The sequence below is a fragment of the Streptomyces sp. NA04227 genome (assembly GCF_013364195.1).
Lineage (GTDB): Bacteria > Actinomycetota > Actinomycetes > Streptomycetales > Streptomycetaceae > Streptomyces.
In genome coordinates, this window is record NZ_CP054918.1 from 7399945 (window position 1) to 7416766 (window position 16822).

Genomic DNA, 16822 nt, shown 5'->3' on the forward strand with positions numbered 1-16822 from the left:
GCGGGTGGTCGCGGAGGGTGTGCGGCGGGGATGCGGGCGGTGGAATCCGGTCGCCACTTGGCATTTACCTGTCAAGCATTGGCATATGCCACGATGATTGTGAAGGCAACAAGCCCGCGTTCGTGGGTACATGACGAGGGATCCGGCATCGCACGCTCCTTCCGGCGGTGGAGTCCGGCGCGACAGGAACACGGCCCGCAAGGGGAGTGACGACCCGATGGCACACCAGGCACCAGGTCCGTGGCCGGCGCCGCAGTCGGTGCCCTCGGACATCGGTCTGCGCGCCTATCTCAAGGACTGTGCGGCACTGCTCGACTCCGTACCGCACCCCTCGCTCGTCTTCGACCGGCGCTGGGACGTGGTTCTCGCCAATCCCGCCTTCGACGCCCTCTTCGCGGGGGTGCGGCTCTGGCCGGGTGCCATGCCCCGCGAGAACTTTCTGCGCTTCGTGCTCTTCCATCCCGACGCGGACTCGGTGCTCCTGGAACGTGAGTCCCTGTGGTGCCTGCCGATGCTCGCGAACTTCGCTCGGGCCTTGGAGCGTGACGGCGAGGACGACGGCCTGAAGTCCGTCCGTGGTGCCATCGCGGACGACCCGATCATGGAGGCGGCCTACGTGCACGGGCTCCCGCACTGGATCCGTGCCGTCGGCGAGGGTGGCCTCGAACATGACGGCGCCGTACGTCCCGTTCAGCATCCGGACCCGCGCTGGGGGCGCACCTTCTGCCGGGTCGTCGGGGACACCCCGCGCACCCTCGAAGCGCTGGGCTACACCCGGCTCACCTTCGTCCTGCGGGAGACCCCGCGACGCCCCCGGCCGCTCGCGGACCGGCGTGCGGGACGTCAACTGCGCCACCGGGCAGGGCACTTGACCGCGGTTCCGCTGTCCGAGGTGTAACCGGAGTGCGGGTGTCCGTATCGCTTGCCCGAATCAATACCGGGGGCCCGGTCCGGGGTGTGCCGTTGCCGGGTACTGTGCCCGGGTGACGACGCATTCGAACACTCCTGCCGGTTGGTACCCGGACCCGCACGGCGGCGCCGGACTGCTGCGGTGGTGGGACGGCAACCAGTGGACCGAGCACACCAGCGGCGGTCAGCAGTCGGAGCAGCAGCCCGGTCAGGCGCAGGATGGCCAGGCGCAGGGCCAGCAGGCGCCCGGGCAGATTCCGGGGCAGCAGGGCGCCGCGGCCGGTGGTCAGTACGGTTCGGCGGCCGGTGGCCAGGGGCAGCCCGGTGCGCAGGCGTCGTACGGTCAGCAGGCGCCGCAGCAGGCCGCCGACCCCGCCAAGGTGCAGCGCCAGGTGCAGCAGCAGGCCGGGCTCGCGCCGAGCGGGCAGGGTGGCGGGACGCTGTTCACCGAGCCCGTTCTGGTGGTGAACCAGAAGGCCAAGCTGATCGAGCTGACCAATGAGTACAGCGTGTTCGACCAGCAGGGCCGGACGCTCGGCTCCGTCGTCCAGGTCGGCCAGAGCACGCTGAAGAAGGTCGCGCGGTTCGTCGCCAGCGTCGACCAGTTCATGACGCACCGCCTGGAGATCCGGGACGCGAACGGGCAGCCGCAGCTCGTGCTCACACGCCCGCGGAAGTTCATGAAGTCGCGGGTGATCGTGGAGCGTCCGGACGGACAGCCGCTCGGCGAGATCGTGCAGCAGAACGTCATCGGCAAGATCAACTTCGCGATCATGGCCGGTGGCCAGCAGATCGGCGCGATCAAGGCGGAGAACTGGCGCGCCTGGAACTTCGCCATCGTCGACCACGCGGACAACGAGGTCGCCCGGATCACCAAGACCTGGGAAGGCCTCGCCAAGACGCTCTTCACCACCGCGGACAACTACGTCCTGCAGATCCACTACCAACTGCCCGAGCCCCTGCACAGCCTCGTCGTCGCGACGGCCCTGACCGTCGACACGGCGCTCAAGCAGGACTCCCGCGGCCTCGGCTGAGACGCCGCGCCCGCCCGTGCGAAGGGGCCGACGACCGTAACCGGTCGTCGGCCCATTTGTCTGGGTCGGCCTGTCCACGGGCCGACCGCGCTCGCCCGCTCAGCCGACCCGTCGTTCCGGCGGCGTTCCCGGCAGGCGGGCAGCTGCTTCGTCCGGCAGCTGCGAGGGCGCACCGTCGAGAGGCGGTTGTTCGAGCGCGAGGGGAGGTGGCTGCCGCAGCGGTCCCGCCTGCGACGGTACGTACGACAGGACGGTGGTGCTGCGCGGTTCGGGATGGGCGGCGCGGGCCAGGAGGAAGACACCGCGTCCGGCGAGCAGGGCCCCGAGCAGGGCGAGCAGCAGGCCGAGCGGGCCGCCGGCGAAACGTTCGCCGAGGAGCGTGACGCCGATCGCGGCGGCGGCGATCGGATTGCTCAGGGTCACCACGGCGAGCGGTGCGCCGAGCCCGTAACGGAAGGCGGTCTGGGCGAGCAGCAGGCTGCCCGCGGCGAACCCGGCCACCAGGACGGCGACCGTGATCACCTTGAGGTCCAGCGGCGAGGCGCCGTCGTCGGTGACCGCCACCGTCACCGTCTGGGTGAGCGCCGAGCCGAGTCCCGAGGCGATGCCCGAGGCGGTGGCGAAGCGCAGCCCGGGGCGTCGGCCGCGGCAGAGCATCGCGATCAGACAGCTGCTGGCCGCCGCGACGAGGAGGGCCTCCTGGAAGGAGAGCCGCTCCTCCGGCGCCGGACCGGTCGCCGTGACCATCAGCGCACTGAGGCCGATCAGGGTCAGCAGAGTGCCGCGCCACTCGACGCGCGCCACCCGGCGGTGCGCCATCCGCGCGCCCAGCGGCACGGCGGCCACCAGGGTCAGTGCGCCGAGCGGCTGGACCAGGGTGAGCGAGCCGAATTTCAGCGCCGCGACATGGAGGAGAGCCCCGCCGGAGTTGAGACTCACGGCCCCCCACCAGGAGCCCGTGGACAGCAGCCGCCGCATTCCCGAGTCACCGGTGCGTGCCGCGAGGCGCTCCTGGGACACGGCGGCGGCCGCGTACGCGACGGCCGACAGCAGGCTCAGCAGGACCGCGAGCAGGGTGGCGCTCATGGCGCGGTCACCGGTGCGCGACAGGCACCGGCGGGGAGCGCGGGGCCGGTGAGTCCGGCAGGACTCCGCTGATCCGTCGGGCCCACGGGGACTGCGGGACCCGTGGGAGGGGAAAACCGTACGTACGAGACCGGGAGAGTGCGAGCGGTGCGCGCGGGCACCGATGCGGCGGCTTCCTTCACGGCGAGGCTCCCTGAACCATTTCGCTCGACTGTCGTCGGTCGTACGTTGCGTGGCCGGGCGTGGCCACCGGCCAGGCCCTTATCGATACGAAAGTGTACCGATACGCGCTCGTATCGGTACACTGACGTATCGGTAATTGGAATGTGACAATTCCGATCCACAGGGCAAGCGCGGATCGCAGCACCAAGGAGGCCGGTCATGACCGTGCGGACGGAAGGCGCCGCCGCGGTGTCGTCGTCGCGCCGGTCGAAGATCACGCCCGCGCGCGAACGCGAGCTCTACGACGCGGTGCTCGACGAGATCCGGGAGAACGGCTACGAGGCCCTGACCATGGAGGGGGTGGCCGCCCGGACCCGGTGCAGCAAGTCGACCCTCTACCGGCAGTGGGGTTCCAAGCCGCGGTTCGTCGTGGCCGCCCTGCGCGGCACCCACTGCGTGCGGTTCGCGGGCATCGACACCGGCTCGCTGGCGGGCGACCTGCGGGCGGCAGCGCGCTCCGCGGGCGAGGGCTCCGACGCGGACACCACCTTGATGCACGCGCTCGCCCACGCCGCGCTGCGCGACGAGGCGCTGCACACGGCCCTGCGCGAGGCACTGGTGGAACCCGAGGTCGCGGCCCTCGACGCGATGGTCCGGCGTGCGACGGAGCGCGGCGAGATCCCCGCCGACAACCCTGCGGCGCCGTTCCTCGCCGCCCAGCTCATCGGGGTCATCCGGGCCCGTCCGATGCTGGAGGGTACGTACGCGGACGCCGAATACCTCGTCAGTTTTGTGGACGCCTGTGTCCTCCAGCCGCTCGGCCTCACCGCGGACCGGGCCGGGGGCCGCACCGCCGCAGCACCGAACTGCCGTCCTTCGCAGGGCAGTTGCGACTCCTGAGCATGTGCGGGACCGTAATACCACAGCCAGGCGGCAAGATTCATCCATCATGACCAAGCTTCACGGTCAGCCACCGCGGCGCCACACCTGCGGCTAGGCTCGAACGGTACGCCGACCGCGAGGGCGCGGGTCGATACGGACGGGCGAAGCTGGAGGTAGCGCGATGACGCTGGGCCGGGCCTCGGCCGCCGCCCCGCTGTGGGAACGTGAGACCGAACTCGCCGACGCCGAAAGGGCGTTGACCGAACTCTGCGAGGGCCGCTCCTCGGGCAGCCTGCTCGTGTTCGGGGGTGAGGCGGGCATCGGCAAGACCGCGCTGCTCGGCGAGGTGCGCCGGCTCGCGAACGGCCGGTGCACCGTCTGGTCGGCCCGCGGCGGCGAGGCCGTCACCTCCGTACCGTTCAACGTCGTACGGCAGTTGCTGCAACCGGCACTGCTCGGGCTCGGTCCCGAGGAGGCCCGGGCGTATCTGGGCGACCGGTACGACATCGTGGGCCCCGCGCTCGGCATAGCCGAGCCGAGTGGGAGCCGGGCCGATCCGCAGGGCGTCTGCGACGGACTCGTGGAGGCCGTCGGACGGCTCGCCAACCGCGACTGGCCGCTGGTCCTGCTGATCGACGACGCCCACTGGGCCGACCAGGAGACCCTGCGCTGGCTCGCCGCGTTCGCCGAACGCCTCGACGCCCTGCCGGTACTTCTCGTCGTCGCCCACCGCCCCGGCGAGGCCAAGGGCGAGAGCGCCCAGTTCCTGGACCGGGTCGGCGCCGCCGCGCGGCCCCGTACCACCCTGCACGCACTCACTCCGGACGCCACCGCGGGACTGACCCGCGCGAGCCTCGGCGAGCACGCGGACGCGCCGTTCTGCCGTGAGGTCTGGGCGGTCACCGGCGGCAATCCGTACGAGACCGTCGAACTCCTCGCGAAGGTGCGGGACGCGGGACTCGACCCGGTGGAGACCTCGGCCGGGGAGCTGCGGGACCTCAACAGGTCCGCGCGCGGGCGTGGCCTGGTCGCGCGTCTGGAGGACATGGGCACCGATGTCACCCGGTTCGCCTGGGCGGCGGCGATCCTCGGCACCCGGATCCCGGCGGAGCTGGCCGCGCGGCTCGCCGGACTGACCCCGCAGGACGCCCAGCGCTGCGCGGAGCGCCTGTGCACGGCACGCATCCTCACCACCACCGGACAGCAGGACGCCCGGGAACCGGACGGTGAGGAACCGGCGCCACAGGACCTGGAGTTCGTGCATCCGCTGATCGCCAGCGCCGTTTACCAGTCGATCCCGGACGCCACGCGCACCGGGATGCACGGCCTGGCGGCCTGGGCCGTCACCCAGTCCGGACGCGGGGCCGCCGCGGCCTCCCGGCACCTCCTGGAGGTGCACCCCGACGACGACGCGGAACTCGTCGAGCAGATGCGCCAGGCCGCCCGCGAACACCTGGCCGTCGGCGCTCCGGACGCCGCCCGGCGCTGCCTCGAACGGGCCTTGCAGGAACCGCCGTTGCCCTCGGTGCACGCCTCAGTCCTCTACGAACTCGGCTGCGCGACGCTGCTCACCTCACCCGCCACCACCGTCGGACATCTGCGCCGGGCCCTGTCCATGCCCGGTCTCGAAGGCGAGTTGCGGGTCGACGCGGTCTGCCGCCTCTCGCAGGCGCTGGTGCACAACAACCAGCTGGAGGAGGCGGTACTCGCCGTCGACACCGAGGCCGACCGGCTGCCGCCCGGCCCGGCACGACTGCGCCTTCAGGCCATGCACTACATGTGGGAGGGCATCCACGCCGGTGAGGAGGACTCGCCCGGCCGCTCGCGCAGCCTGGCCGCGCTCGCCGGACCGCTGACCGGGCGCGACAACTCCGAGCGCGTGCTGCTGATCCTGCGTGCCTTCGACGTCATGACCCGCGGCGAGAGCGCCGAACAGGTCGTCGAGCTCTGCGACCGTGCCCTGGTCAACGGGCGTCTCGCGCCGGGCCTCGGCTGGACCGACGCCGAGTGGGGCTTCGAACTCCTCGTCATGCTGGGCAGTGCGTACGCCTTCGCGGACCGGCTCGACCGCGCCGAGAGCCTGTTCGGCGACGCCCTGCGCACGTACGAGAGCGCGGGCTGGAGCGGCGGACACCTCGCCCTCGCGCACGCCTTCGTCGGCTATGTGCACCGCAGGCGCGGCCGTCTCGCCGAGGCGGAGGCCTTCCTGCGCGAGGCCCTCAGGCTCGCCGACCGTGTGGGCAGCGGACTGCCCATGCACTGGGACGTCGCCTGCATGCTCATCGACACCCTGCTCGCCCGCGGCCGCGTCGACGAGTCGCTGCGGATCGCCGAGGGCTACGGCTTCGAACCGCCCTACCCCTCCACGCTCGTACTGCCCGACCTGCATTCGGTACGCGGACGGCTGCTCATCGCGGCGGACCGCACCAAGGAGGGCATCGGCGAACTGGAGGCGGCCGAGCGTGCCTCGGCCGCACGCGGCGGGCACAACACGGTGATGGCACCCTGGGCCGCAGACCTGGCACGGGCCCTTGCCACCGACGACCCGCGTCGCGCGGAAGCGCTCGCCACCCAGGCGCGGGCCCAGGCCGAACGGTTCGGCACCGACACCGCCATAGGCGAGGCACTGCGCTGCGCCGCCGCCCTGGAGACCGGCCAGCGTTCGGTGACGCTGTACGCGCAGGCGGTCGCCTATCTGGAGGCCTCGCCCAGCGCCTACGAACACGCCCTGGCCCGCGTCGAGTACGGCATCGCCGCCCGCTCCAGGGCCGAACTCGCCCGCGGTCTGACGCTGGCCAAGTCCTGCGGCGCGGACGGTCTCGCCGCCCGGGCACGCGAAGTGCTGGACACCGGACGCGGGTTGCGCTGACGTTCATGCCGACGACCACCGGGTGCGGACGCCGTCAGGGGCGCCGCACCCGGCCGGTCCGAGGTCCGGCGTCGCCCTACGCCTTCGCCAGCACGATCCACACCGGACCGCGCGCGAACGGCAGTTGGTCGCCGTCCTTGTCGGTGAACTCGGTGGCCCGGCTCGCCGAGGGCCGCTCCCACTGCGCCGGGTAGGCCCGGCCGTCGCGCAGGACGACGGCGCGTCCGGAGCCGGTGCTCTCGGTCAGCGGGGAGTTGCTGCCGTGCACGTCGTGGAAGCGGGACTGGCTCACCTTCACGTACTGCACCACCACCGTGCCCGCCGTCAGGTCCCCGCCGCCGGACGTCCGTGCCCGGGTGCCGTCCATCGCGACCAGCCAGCGGCTTCGCTCGGCCGACCAGGAGAAGGTGAACCGCGCCGCGGGGAAGGCGACCGTACGTGCCTCGGTGCGGGTGCCGCCCGGGGGGCGCGGACCGAAGGTGACTCCGGCGCGTTCCAACTCCTCCGTACCGGCAGGGGACTTGAGCAGCTTGTCCGGGTGTACGTAGAGGTTGTGCGGCGCGGGCCGGTCCTGGCTGCGGACGAAGGCGCCGGCCGGGGCGCTGCCCGGAGTCTCGGGCCGCAGCGGGGCCGATTTGATGAGCGGCATCAGCTTGGACTGCGCGCCGGAGAACGCGAGCACCGGGTCGTCGAACTGGCGCAGCAGGTCCAGATCGCTCTCGCGAGCGCTGCGCACCGGGCCGACCGTCTTCGGCAGCTTGGTGGCGTAGACGGCCATCAGCCTGCTGAGCCCCGCCTCGACCTGCTCGACGTAGACCACATCGGCGCCGTCCACTCCGGTCTGCGGGCGCGCCGGACCGACGTTGTCCACCTTCACCGCGAGCACCGGACCGCCGCCCCCGGTCGAGCGCTCCTCACCGGTCTCCTCCTCGGGGGTGCACGCCGGTATCAGCGCGGCGAGCAGCGCCGCCGACACCAGTGCCGTCCACTTCGCGCGGCCGCGCCTGCCGGGTCCGTCGTGCCTGCCGCGCCCGTCGTGCTGCCCGTGTATCGCTCGCACATCGTCCCCCTCGCCCCGGACCCGTCGGCCGGGTTCTACCCCGTACGCGGCTCGGGGCACCCTCGCCGGGGCCGTCCGCCCGGGAACCGCGGCGCGCGGGCCGTCCTCACTTCGCCGTACCGAGAATCTCCGCCAGGTCATAACGCACCGGCTCCTCCAGCTGCGCGTAGGTGCAGCTCTCCGGAGTGCGGTCGGGGCGCCACCGCCGAAAGCGCGCGGTGTGCCGGAACCGGGCCCCGTTCTCCATGTGGTCGTAGGCCACCTCGCAGACCCGCTCCGGGCGCAGCGGCACCCAGGAGAGGTCCTTCTTGCCGCTCCAGCGGCTGGGAGCGCCCGGCAGCCGGGCGCTCTCGTGTGCGGCCTGTTCGCCCCAGGCCGCCCAGGGGTGTCCGGCCGCCGACTCCATCCGCAGCGGCTCCAGTTCCTCGACGAGTTCGGCACGCCGCTTCATCGGGAACGCGGCCGCCACACCGACGTGCTGGAGGGTGCCGGCGGGATCGTGCAGGCCGAGCAGCAGCGAGCCGACCACCGGGCCGCTCTTGTGGAACCGGTAGCCCGCCACCACCACGTCCGCGGTGCGCTCGTGTTTGACCTTGAACATCACGCGTTCGTTCTGCCGGTAGCCGAGCGTCAGCGGCTTGGCGATCACTCCGTCCAGGCCCGCGCCCTCGTACTGGTCGAACCACCGCTCGGCCACCGCCGGATCCGTGGTCGCGGGGGCCACGTGCACCGGCGGGCGGACCCCGGCGAGCACGCCCTCCAGCCGCTCGCGCCGCTCGGTCTGCGGTACGTCCAGGAGCGCGTCGTCACCGAGCGCGAGCAGGTCGAAGGCGACAAAGGCGGCCGGTGTGCGTTCGGCGAGCAGCCGGACCCGTGAGTCGGCCGGATGGATGCGCTCGGTGAGGGCGTCGAAGTCGAGATGCCCGTCCCGGGCGATCACGATCTCGCCGTCCAGGACACAGCGCTCGGGCACCCGCTCGGCGAGCGCCGCGACCAGTTCCGGGAAGTACCTGGTCAGCGGCTTGCCGGTGCGGCTGCCCAGCTCGATCTCGGCGCCGTCGCGGAAGACGATCGCGCGGAACCCGTCCCATTTGGCCTCGTACAGCATGTCCGGCGGAATCCGTGCGACGGACTTCGCCAGCATCGGCTTCACGGGCGGCATCACCGGAAGGTCCATAGACGAATTCTGCCGCGTTCCGCCGACATGCGCCTTCCGTCGCGTGGGGCCTACCGTGGCGGCATGGCGGCGCGCAGCAACGCGGTGGAACTGACGGCAGGGTCGCGAACGGTACGGCTCTCCAGCCCCGACAAGATCTACTTCCCCGAGCCCGGCTACACCAAGCTGGACCTGGCGCACTACTACCTGGCCGTCGGCGAGGGCATCCTGCGGGCACTGCGGGACCGGCCGACCACCCTGGAGCGCTACCCGGAGGGCCTCGGCGGCGAGTCCTTCTTCCAAAAGCGCGTCCCCAAGCACCATCCGGACTGGATCCCGACGGCCCGGATCGAGTTCCCGAGCGGACGGCACGCCGACGAGATGTGCCCCACCGAGGTGGGCGCCGTGATCTGGGCCGCCCAGTTCGGCACCTTCACCTTCCACCCCTGGCCGGTGCGGCGCGCGGACACCGAGCACCCCGACGAACTGCGCCTGGACCTCGACCCGCAACCCGGCACGGACTACGACGACGCGGTACGCGCCGCCCTCGAACTGCGCGCCCTGCTCGACGAGTTCGGGCTGCGCGGCTGGCCCAAGACCTCCGGCGGCCGCGGCCTGCACGTCTTCGTGCCCATCGAGCCGCGGTGGACCTTCACCGAGGTGCGCCGCTGCGCCATCACCTGCGGCCGGGAACTGGAGCGACGGATGCCGGGTCGGGTGACCACCGCCTGGTGGAAGGAGGAACGCGGCGCACGGATCTTCGTCGACTACAACCAGACCGCCCGCGACCGCACCATCGCCTCCGCCTACTCCGTACGCCCCCATCCGCGCGCCCAGGTCTCCGCGCCGCTGCGCTGGGAGGAGGTCGGGCAGGCGCACCCGGCCGACTTCGACATCCGGTCCATGACGGCCAGGTTCGCCGAGCTGGGCGATGTGCACGCCGACATGGACGAGCACGCCTTCCGGCTCGACACCCTGCTCGAACGCGCCGAGCGCCACGAGCACGACCATGGGCTCGGCGACCTGCCCTATCCGCCCGAGTACCCGAAGATGCCGGGCGAGCCGAAGCGCGTACAGCCGTCGCGGGCGCGGACTTCGACGGACTGACGTGCCCCGGATGTACAGACGGACTGATGTACCCCGGAAGTACAACGGTCGTACGAGGGCCGGACCGAAGACCAAGCGCCCGACCGACGAACAAGTCCCGTGCCGGGCGCGCCGGTTGGCGGTGGGCCGGGAGCGGGGGAGATGCTGCGGTCAGCGGGGCGAACGGCTGGCCGGACGCCGCGCGGACGGCGATTGTCAGTGGCCGGTGGAACACTCGGTGACGCAGGCCACACGACCGCGTCCGCGCGTCGTGCGACAGCATCCCGACCCCGCAGAAGGGACCGACCGTGAGCACCACCAACTACCTGACAGGCGCCCCGAACTGGATCGATCTGGGCACCCCGGATCTCGACGCCGCCCGTGCGTTCTACGGTGAGCTGTTCGGCTGGGAGTTCCAGTCGGCCGGACCCGAAGCCGGGGGTTACGGCCTGTTCCGCACCGAGGGCGGGACCGTGGCGGGCGCGATGACCGTGACCGCCGAACAGGGGCCGCCTGCCTGGAGCGTGTACTTCCAGACCCCGGACGCCGACGCCACCGTGAGCGCGGCCCGGGACAACAAGGGCCAGGTCTCCCTCCAGCCGATGGACGTCATGGACCAGGGCCGGATGGCGATGGCCTCCGATGTGTTCGGCGCCGACTTCGGCCTCTGGCAGCCCCGGGCCAACAAGGGCATGGACGTCACGATGGAGGTCAACTCGCTGTGTTGGGTCGAGCTGTACACGCGTGACGTCCCGGAGGCGACCGGCTTCTACCGGTCGGTCCTGGGCTGGAAGAGCGAGGACACGACCTTCCCGGGCGGTGTGTACACCATGGTGCGCCCGGCCGAGGGCGACGAGGGCAGCGCCTTCGGCGGTGTGGCCGAACTCGCCACCGACCCGTCGGAGAAGGACTCGGATCCGCACTGGCTGATCTACTTCGAGGTCCAGGACCCGGACGCGTTCTGCGCCAGGGCCGAGGAGTTGGGCGGCACGGTGCGCATGGCCCCCGTGGATCTGGACGAGGTGGGCCGCTTCGCCAAGCTGACCGACCCGCAGGGCGCACGCTTCGCCATCATCAAGCCCGTACCGCAGCAGGGCTGAACGGGGCGGAACACGGGCCGTTGGCAGTGCCGCCTCTCGCGCCGAGCACACCGGGCGGCGGCACGCTCAACGATTCCTGTACGGCGTGTCGTGGGCGTTGATCAGACGTTGATGAGACGTTTTTCGGTGACCGACAGCATCGAGAGCATGCAGTCCAATCTCATCGGTCAGGAAGACCTGACCTGGCAGGAACAGGCTCTGTGCGCCGAGACCGGCGCGGCGTTCTTCTTCCCCGAACCGGGCAGTTCGGTCCGCGAGGCGAAGCAGATCTGCAAGATGTGCGAGATCCGGGCCGAGTGCCTGGAGTACGCACTGACGCACGACGAGCAATTCGGTGTCTGGGGCGGACTTTCGGAGAAGGAACGCCTGCGCCTCCAGCGGCTCAGGCGCGCTGCCTGAGGTACCGGAGCGCTCCGTCGACCGACAGCCACCGGTCACCGGCCGTCAGTTGAGCCGACAGCCGACAACCAACAGCCACCGGCCGATGCACAAGCCGGGCCTGGCCCACGGGGGTGCTCAGGCCCGGCTTGCGGCGGCGGTCGCGACTCGGGAGCCCGGGGTCGGGGCTCTGTGTCGGGGTACGGCTCAGAAAGTGTTGGGTAACTGAGTAGTTACTCGTTCTTGAGGTCGTCGGCGAGGCGGCGTGCGGCTTCGGTCTCGATGGGGCCGTGGGGTGTGACTGTCTCGCCGGCGAGGCGGGCGGCCATGAGCCGGATCATGGCCACTTTGATCATCGCTTCGGCGTGGGCCGTCTTGCGTTCATAGTCCCGGGCCAACCGTCGACACCGCCCCAGCCAGGAGAAAGTCCGTTCCACCACCCATCTGCGGGGCAGTACCTGGAACCCTTTCACATCCGCGTTGCGCGGGACGGCGACGATCTCGATGTTCTCCGTCCGCTTGGCCCAGCCCACGAGAGCACGGTCGACCTGGTTGACGTAGCCGCCATCCACCCATACCAACCCGACCTGCGGGAACAGCGTGTGCAGCCCGCTCAGCACGATTCTGGCTCCGGACCGGTCCTGCACCGAGGCCGAGTGGACCACCGTCCGCAACAGCAGACCGCAGGTGTCGACGAGGATGTGCCGCTTGCGGCCCCGCACCCGCTTGCCCGCGTCGTATCCGATCGCCTCACCACCCTGGTGACTGCGCACCGACTGCGAGTCCAGCACCCCGGCAGACGGCTGCGGATCCCGACCGTCCGCGACACGCACCCGATCCCGCAAAGCGTCGTGGAGCCGATCCCACGTCCCGTCCGCACTCCACAGACGAAACCATCGGTAAGCGGCATCCCAGGGCGCAAGGTCACGCGGAACCAGCCGCCAGGCACACCCACTGCCCAGCACATACAGGACCGTATCGATGATCAACCGGCGCCCGAACTTCAACGGGCGCCCACCACGAGACACATCCCGCACCGGCAACAACGGCTCGATCACCGCCCACTGAGCATCCGTCAACGACGTGTCATAGACCGGCTTGCACACACAGACACACACGCGAAGTGATCTTCGTGGACACCACCCACGAAGATCACCACCCGAAGTTGATCAATTACCCAACACTTTCTCAGCCGGAGGCCCGAGCGGCCATCCGCGCCTTGCGGGCGTCGAGGCGCTCGTCGAACTTGCGGGCCTCGGTGTCCAGGGCCTCCATGTACAGGCCCAGCTCCTGCTGCGCCTGCTGCCCCTCGGGGCCGAGCTCGGGAAGCTGCATGATGTTGAGGAAGCGCAGCACCGGCTGGAGCACGTCGTCGTGGTGGATGCGCAGGTTGTAGACCTCGCCGATCGCCATCTGCGCAGCGGCCCGCTCGAAGCCGGGCATGCCGTGGCCGGGCATCCGGAAACCGGTGACGACGTCGCGGATCGCCTGCATCGCGAGGTCGGGCGCCAGCTCCAGGGAGGCACGCAGCAGGTTCCGGTAGAAGACCATGTGCAGGTTCTCGTCGGTGGCGATCCGGGAGAGCAGCCGCTCGCAGGCCGGGTCGCCGGAGACCCGGCCCGTGTTGCGGTGCGAGATACGGGTGGCCAGTTCCTGGAAGGCCACGTACGCCACCGAGTGCAGCATCGAGTGCCTGTTGTCCGACTCGAAGCCCTCGGACATGTGCGCCATCCGGAAGGACTCCAGCTCGTCCGGGTCCACGGCCCGCGCGGCGAGCAGGTAGTCCCGCATCACGATGCCGTGGCGACCCTCCTCGGCGGTCCAGCGGTGCACCCAGGTGCCCCAGGCGCCGTCGCGGCCGAAGAGCGAGGCGATCTCGTGGTGGTAGCTGGGCAGGTTGTCCTCGGTGAGCAGGTTCACGACCAGGGCCGTCTTGCCCAGATCACTGACCGGGGACTGCTGCTTCTCCCAGGCCACACCGTCCTCGTAGAAGCCGGGGAAGTTGCGCCCGTCGGACCAGGGCACGTACTCGTGCGGCATCCAGTCCTTGGCCACCTTCAGATGCCGGTCGAGCTCCGTCGCGACGGTCTCCTCCAGCGCGTAGAGCAGCCGTGCGTCGGTCCAGCTGTCCTGGGCGAGGTGCGGGGCAGAGATCGTCATCGTGGCTCCAGCGATACGTACGTGTGCGACTCATCAACCTACGGCCTCGTAGGCTACGAGACCGTAGGTTACGGGAGCGTAAGTGCCGCGACGATGTCCGGGGGACCCCGAGCGGTCCCCGGTAGTTCGCCGAGGGCGGGTACGCGCCGTCATTTCCGGCGCGTACCCGCCCTCCCGGCGCTCAGTCCGCGAGCTGCGACAACAGTTCCTCCTCGCTGGTCTCCCGCAGCTCCTCGTCGAGCAGGAGCCAGCGGGTGATGCCGAGCCCGGCCAGGAAGTCCAGGTCGTGGGAGGCGACGATCAGGGCACCCTCGTAGGCGCCGAGCGCCTCCGTGAGACGTGTCACACTCGCGGAGTCCAGATTGTTGGTGGGTTCGTCGAGCATCAGCAGCTGCGGTGCGGGCTCGGCCAGCATCAGCGCCGCGAGCGCGGCCCGGAACCGCTCCCCGCCCGACAGCGTCGACACCGGCTGGTCGGCCCGCGCCCCGCGGAACAGGAAGCGGGCCAGGCGTGCCCGGACCTGGTTGTCCGTGGCCCCGGGCGCGAAGCGCCGCACATTGGCGGCCACGCTCGCTTCCTCCTCCAGCACGTCGAGGCGTTGCGGCAGGTACCGCACGGGCACCCAGGTCGCCACCGCGCCCGCGGCCGGGGCGAGTTCCCCGGCCAGGGTGCGCAGCAGCGTCGACTTGCCCGCGCCGTTGCGGCCCACCAGGGCGATCCGCTCCGGCCCGTGCACCCGGAACTCACCCGGCACCCGGGCCCCGCCGTGGGCGAGCTCCAGCTCACGCAGTGTGCACACTTCACGGCCCGGCGGCACGGCGGTGAACGGGAGTTCCACCCGGATCACGTCGTCGTCGCGCACCGCGTCCTCCGCCTCGTCGAGGCGTTTGCGCGCGTCCGTGACCCGGTCCTCGTGCATGATCCGGTGCTTGCCCGCCGAGACCTGGGCCGAGCGCTTGCGCAGCTTCATCACGGCCCTGGGCTCCCGCTTGATCTCGTACATCTTCTGGCCGTAGCGCTTGCGGCGGGCCAGTACCACCTGGGCGTCGGCCAGATCGCGCTGCTGGCGCTTCAGATCGGCCTCGGCCACCCGCAACTTGCGCTGTGCGGCCTCCTGTTGGGCCGCGACCACCTCCTCGTAGTCACTGAGCGTGCCGCCGTACCAGTTGACCTCGCCGCTGCGCAGTTCGGCGATCTGGTCGACGCGTTCGAGCAGTTCACGGTCGTGGCTGACCAGGACCATCACACCCGGCCAGCTCTCGACGGCCCGGTACAGCCGCCTGCGCGCGTACAGGTCCAGGTTGTTGGTGGGTTCGTCGAGCAGCAGCACCTCCGGGCGGCGCAGCAGCAGCGCGGCCAGGCGCAGCAGTACGGACTCGCCGCCGGACAGTTCGCCGACCGTGCCGTCCAGGGAGCCGGGCAGACCGAGCTGTTCGAGCATGGCCGTGGCCCGCTCCTCGACGTCCCAGTCGTCGCCGACGGTGGTGAAGTGCTCCTCGCGCACATCACCGGCCTCGATGGCGTGCAGGGCGGCGCGGGTGCGGTCGATACCGAGGGCCCGGTCGACGCGCAGCCCCGTTTCCAGGGTGAGGTTCTGGGGCAGGTAGCCCACTTCACCCCGGGTCCCTACGGTGCCGGAGCTCGGCTGGAGCGCTCCCGTGATGAGCCTCAACAGGGTGGACTTTCCGGCCCCGTTGAGGCCGATCAGCCCGGTCCTGCCGGGTGCGAAGGCCGTACTCAGGTCCTCGAAGACGGGGGTCCCGTCCGGCCAGGCGAAGCTCAGCCGGGTACAGATCACGGACGCGGCCGACGCCGACGGTGTGAACGCGCCGGAGGAACTCGGGAACGGAGAACTGGAAGCAGAGGGAGAGGAATGGGTCATACGGGCCTCGCGGATTCGGAGTACGGGCGGATGGCGACGTATCCGGAACACCGCGGTCACAGCGGAAACAGGCCCTGGGCTCCGCGCGAAAGGCGGCCCTGAGGACGGCTCGTGACATCGAGGTCGTACACGGCGGGCACAGCCGACACCAGTGGTGGGCTGTACTGCGCGGTGTTCCGAGACCTCAGACGAGCAACGTCCTACTCCTGTCGACGACGACAACGACCCGACCAACGTACGACCGGGGTCGCGCACCGTCAACGGATTAATGTGGCGACCGAGCCCCGCTCCTTCGCGCCCGCCGCGAAGCGGAGCACAGGGAGGATCGAGGGAGGAACGACGCTGTGGCCGAGATCCCGCAGTCACTGCCCGCACGCCTGTACCTGCTGGCCTGGGACGCCCGCGAGGGACGGCTCACCGGGGCGGCGAGGCTCTCCCACCTGCTGCGCGCGGGCGCGCTGACCGAGCTCGCCCAGCGGGGGCTGCTGACCGACGACGACGGTGTGGCCACGCCCGCCGACCCGGACGCCGAGACGGGTGATCCGGCCCTCGACGGACTGCTCGAACTCATCACCGAGTCGCGGCCGCGCACCTGGAAGGAGTGGGTGGGCAGCAGGACCGAACTCACCCGTACCGCCGTCCAGGACTCCCTCACCGACGCGGGCTTTCTGCGCACCGAGCGCAAGCGCGTCCTTGGTCTGTTCCCCTCCGTCGAGCACCTGCTCACCGACCCGGCGCCCGTGGAGCGCCTCCAGTCCGAGGCGCGCGAAGTGCTCTGCGGCCCGGTGCCGGTCGCTCGGATCCCGGACCGCGAGGCCGCGCTCGTCTGCCTCGCGGCGGTCGCCGAACTGAACACCTTCGCCACGGCCGAGGAACGCCGCGCGCACAAGGACCGCCTGGCACAGCTCACCGAGCGCGGCGGCATGGCGGCGCCCGCCCTTGGCAAGGTCTTCCAGGAGGTTCAGGTGGCGATCATGCTCGCCGCCACCTCGGTGACCCTCACGACCGGCGCCTCGGGGAGCTGAACGCCCGCCCGGCGTTCACCGGCGGGCCGCGGT

The 16822-nt window shown here is 71.0% G+C and carries 14 protein-coding genes; 8 read left to right on the forward strand and 6 right to left on the reverse strand.

Annotation, left to right across the window (positions count from 1 at the left end):
• Window positions 1–217: 217 nt before the first annotated feature.
• Both HUT18_RS31125 and HUT18_RS31130 read left to right on the forward strand, forming a co-directional pair.
• Window positions 218–898, forward strand: a complete 681-nt coding sequence (locus HUT18_RS31125; protein ID WP_176103841.1) for a hypothetical protein — start codon at window positions 218–220, stop codon at window positions 896–898.
• 85 nt (window positions 899–983) lie between these two features.
• A complete protein-coding gene (locus tag HUT18_RS31130) occupies window positions 984–1943 on the forward strand; it encodes a phospholipid scramblase-related protein (RefSeq protein WP_176103842.1) in 960 nt (319 codons plus the stop codon).
• A 99-nt stretch (window positions 1944–2042) separates the two neighbouring features.
• Here the strand turns inward: HUT18_RS31130 and HUT18_RS31135 are convergent, their stop codons facing one another.
• Window positions 2043–3029: a DMT family transporter gene (locus HUT18_RS31135; RefSeq protein ID WP_176103843.1), complete on the reverse strand. Its 987-nt coding sequence runs from the start codon at window positions 3027–3029 to the stop codon at window positions 2043–2045.
• Between the two features lie 381 nt (window positions 3030–3410).
• Between HUT18_RS31135 and HUT18_RS31140 the strand changes: the two genes are divergently transcribed.
• Window positions 3411–4091, forward strand: a complete 681-nt coding sequence (locus HUT18_RS31140; protein WP_176103844.1) for a TetR/AcrR family transcriptional regulator — start codon at window positions 3411–3413, stop codon at window positions 4089–4091.
• 163 nt (window positions 4092–4254) lie between these two features.
• On the forward strand, window positions 4255–6942 hold the full coding sequence (locus HUT18_RS31145; protein ID WP_176103845.1) for an AAA family ATPase: 2688 nt from the start codon (window positions 4255–4257) through the stop codon (window positions 6940–6942).
• A 76-nt stretch (window positions 6943–7018) separates the two neighbouring features.
• On the opposite strand, the gene HUT18_RS31150 is transcribed toward HUT18_RS31145, so the two are convergent.
• Both HUT18_RS31150 and HUT18_RS31155 read right to left on the reverse strand, forming a co-directional pair.
• On the reverse strand, window positions 7019–7993 hold the full coding sequence (locus HUT18_RS31150) for a DUF3048 domain-containing protein (protein WP_254879120.1): 975 nt from the start codon (window positions 7991–7993) through the stop codon (window positions 7019–7021).
• A 115-nt stretch (window positions 7994–8108) separates the two neighbouring features.
• On the reverse strand, window positions 8109–9179 hold the full coding sequence (locus HUT18_RS31155; RefSeq protein ID WP_176103847.1) for an ATP-dependent DNA ligase: 1071 nt from the start codon (window positions 9177–9179) through the stop codon (window positions 8109–8111).
• 63 nt (window positions 9180–9242) lie between these two features.
• Here HUT18_RS31155 and ligD point away from each other — a divergent pair, with 63 nt between their 5' ends.
• From ligD to HUT18_RS31170, 3 genes are all read left to right on the forward strand, one after another.
• Window positions 9243–10265 carry a non-homologous end-joining DNA ligase gene (gene ligD, locus HUT18_RS31160; protein ID WP_176103848.1) on the forward strand — a complete coding sequence of 341 codons (1023 nt, stop codon included), beginning with the start codon at window positions 9243–9245 and terminating at the stop codon, window positions 10263–10265.
• A 287-nt stretch (window positions 10266–10552) separates the two neighbouring features.
• Complete coding sequence (locus tag HUT18_RS31165; protein ID WP_176103849.1) at window positions 10553–11344, forward strand: VOC family protein; 792 nt, start codon at window positions 10553–10555, stop codon at window positions 11342–11344.
• 147 nt (window positions 11345–11491) lie between these two features.
• A complete protein-coding gene (locus tag HUT18_RS31170) occupies window positions 11492–11743 on the forward strand; it encodes a WhiB family transcriptional regulator (RefSeq protein WP_176104914.1) in 252 nt (83 codons plus the stop codon).
• A gap of 212 nt (window positions 11744–11955) precedes the next feature.
• On the opposite strand, the gene HUT18_RS31175 is transcribed toward HUT18_RS31170, so the two are convergent.
• The 3 genes from HUT18_RS31175 to HUT18_RS31185 form a co-directional block, all read right to left on the reverse strand.
• Entirely contained in the window at window positions 11956–12840 is an 885-nt protein-coding gene (locus tag HUT18_RS31175; RefSeq protein WP_176101365.1) for an IS5 family transposase, read from the reverse strand.
• Window positions 12841–12910: 70 nt separating this feature from the next.
• A complete protein-coding gene (locus HUT18_RS31180) occupies window positions 12911–13882 on the reverse strand; it encodes an acyl-ACP desaturase (RefSeq protein WP_176103850.1) in 972 nt (323 codons plus the stop codon).
• A gap of 181 nt (window positions 13883–14063) precedes the next feature.
• On the reverse strand, window positions 14064–15680 hold the full coding sequence (locus tag HUT18_RS31185; protein ID WP_254878888.1) for an ABC-F family ATP-binding cassette domain-containing protein: 1617 nt from the start codon (window positions 15678–15680) through the stop codon (window positions 14064–14066).
• Between the two features lie 428 nt (window positions 15681–16108).
• On the opposite strand from HUT18_RS31185, the gene HUT18_RS31190 reads away from it, so the two are divergent.
• Window positions 16109–16789, forward strand: coding sequence for a GPP34 family phosphoprotein (locus HUT18_RS31190; protein WP_176103852.1), 681 nt, complete (start codon window positions 16109–16111; stop codon window positions 16787–16789).
• The last annotated feature ends 33 nt before the right edge of the window (window positions 16790–16822 follow it).

Bases quoted from the DNA above. Each gene is read 5' to 3' on its own strand.
- HUT18_RS31170 (WP_176104914.1), top strand. From the start codon at position 11,492: ATGCAGTCCAATCTCATCGGTCAGGAAGACCTGACCTGGCAGGAACAG.
- HUT18_RS31155 (WP_176103847.1), bottom strand. From the start codon at position 9,179: ATGGACCTTCCGGTGATGCCGCCCGTGAAGCCGATGCTGGCGAAGTCC.
- HUT18_RS31180 (WP_176103850.1), bottom strand. From the start codon at position 13,882: ATGACGATCTCTGCCCCGCACCTCGCCCAGGACAGCTGGACCGACGCA.
- HUT18_RS31135 (WP_176103843.1), bottom strand. From the start codon at position 3,029: ATGAGCGCCACCCTGCTCGCGGTCCTGCTGAGCCTGCTGTCGGCCGTC.
- HUT18_RS31140 (WP_176103844.1), top strand. From the start codon at position 3,411: ATGACCGTGCGGACGGAAGGCGCCGCCGCGGTGTCGTCGTCGCGCCGG.
- ligD (WP_176103848.1), top strand. From the start codon at position 9,243: ATGGCGGCGCGCAGCAACGCGGTGGAACTGACGGCAGGGTCGCGAACG.
- HUT18_RS31145 (WP_176103845.1), top strand. From the start codon at position 4,255: ATGACGCTGGGCCGGGCCTCGGCCGCCGCCCCGCTGTGGGAACGTGAG.
- HUT18_RS31125 (WP_176103841.1), top strand. From the start codon at position 218: ATGGCACACCAGGCACCAGGTCCGTGGCCGGCGCCGCAGTCGGTGCCC.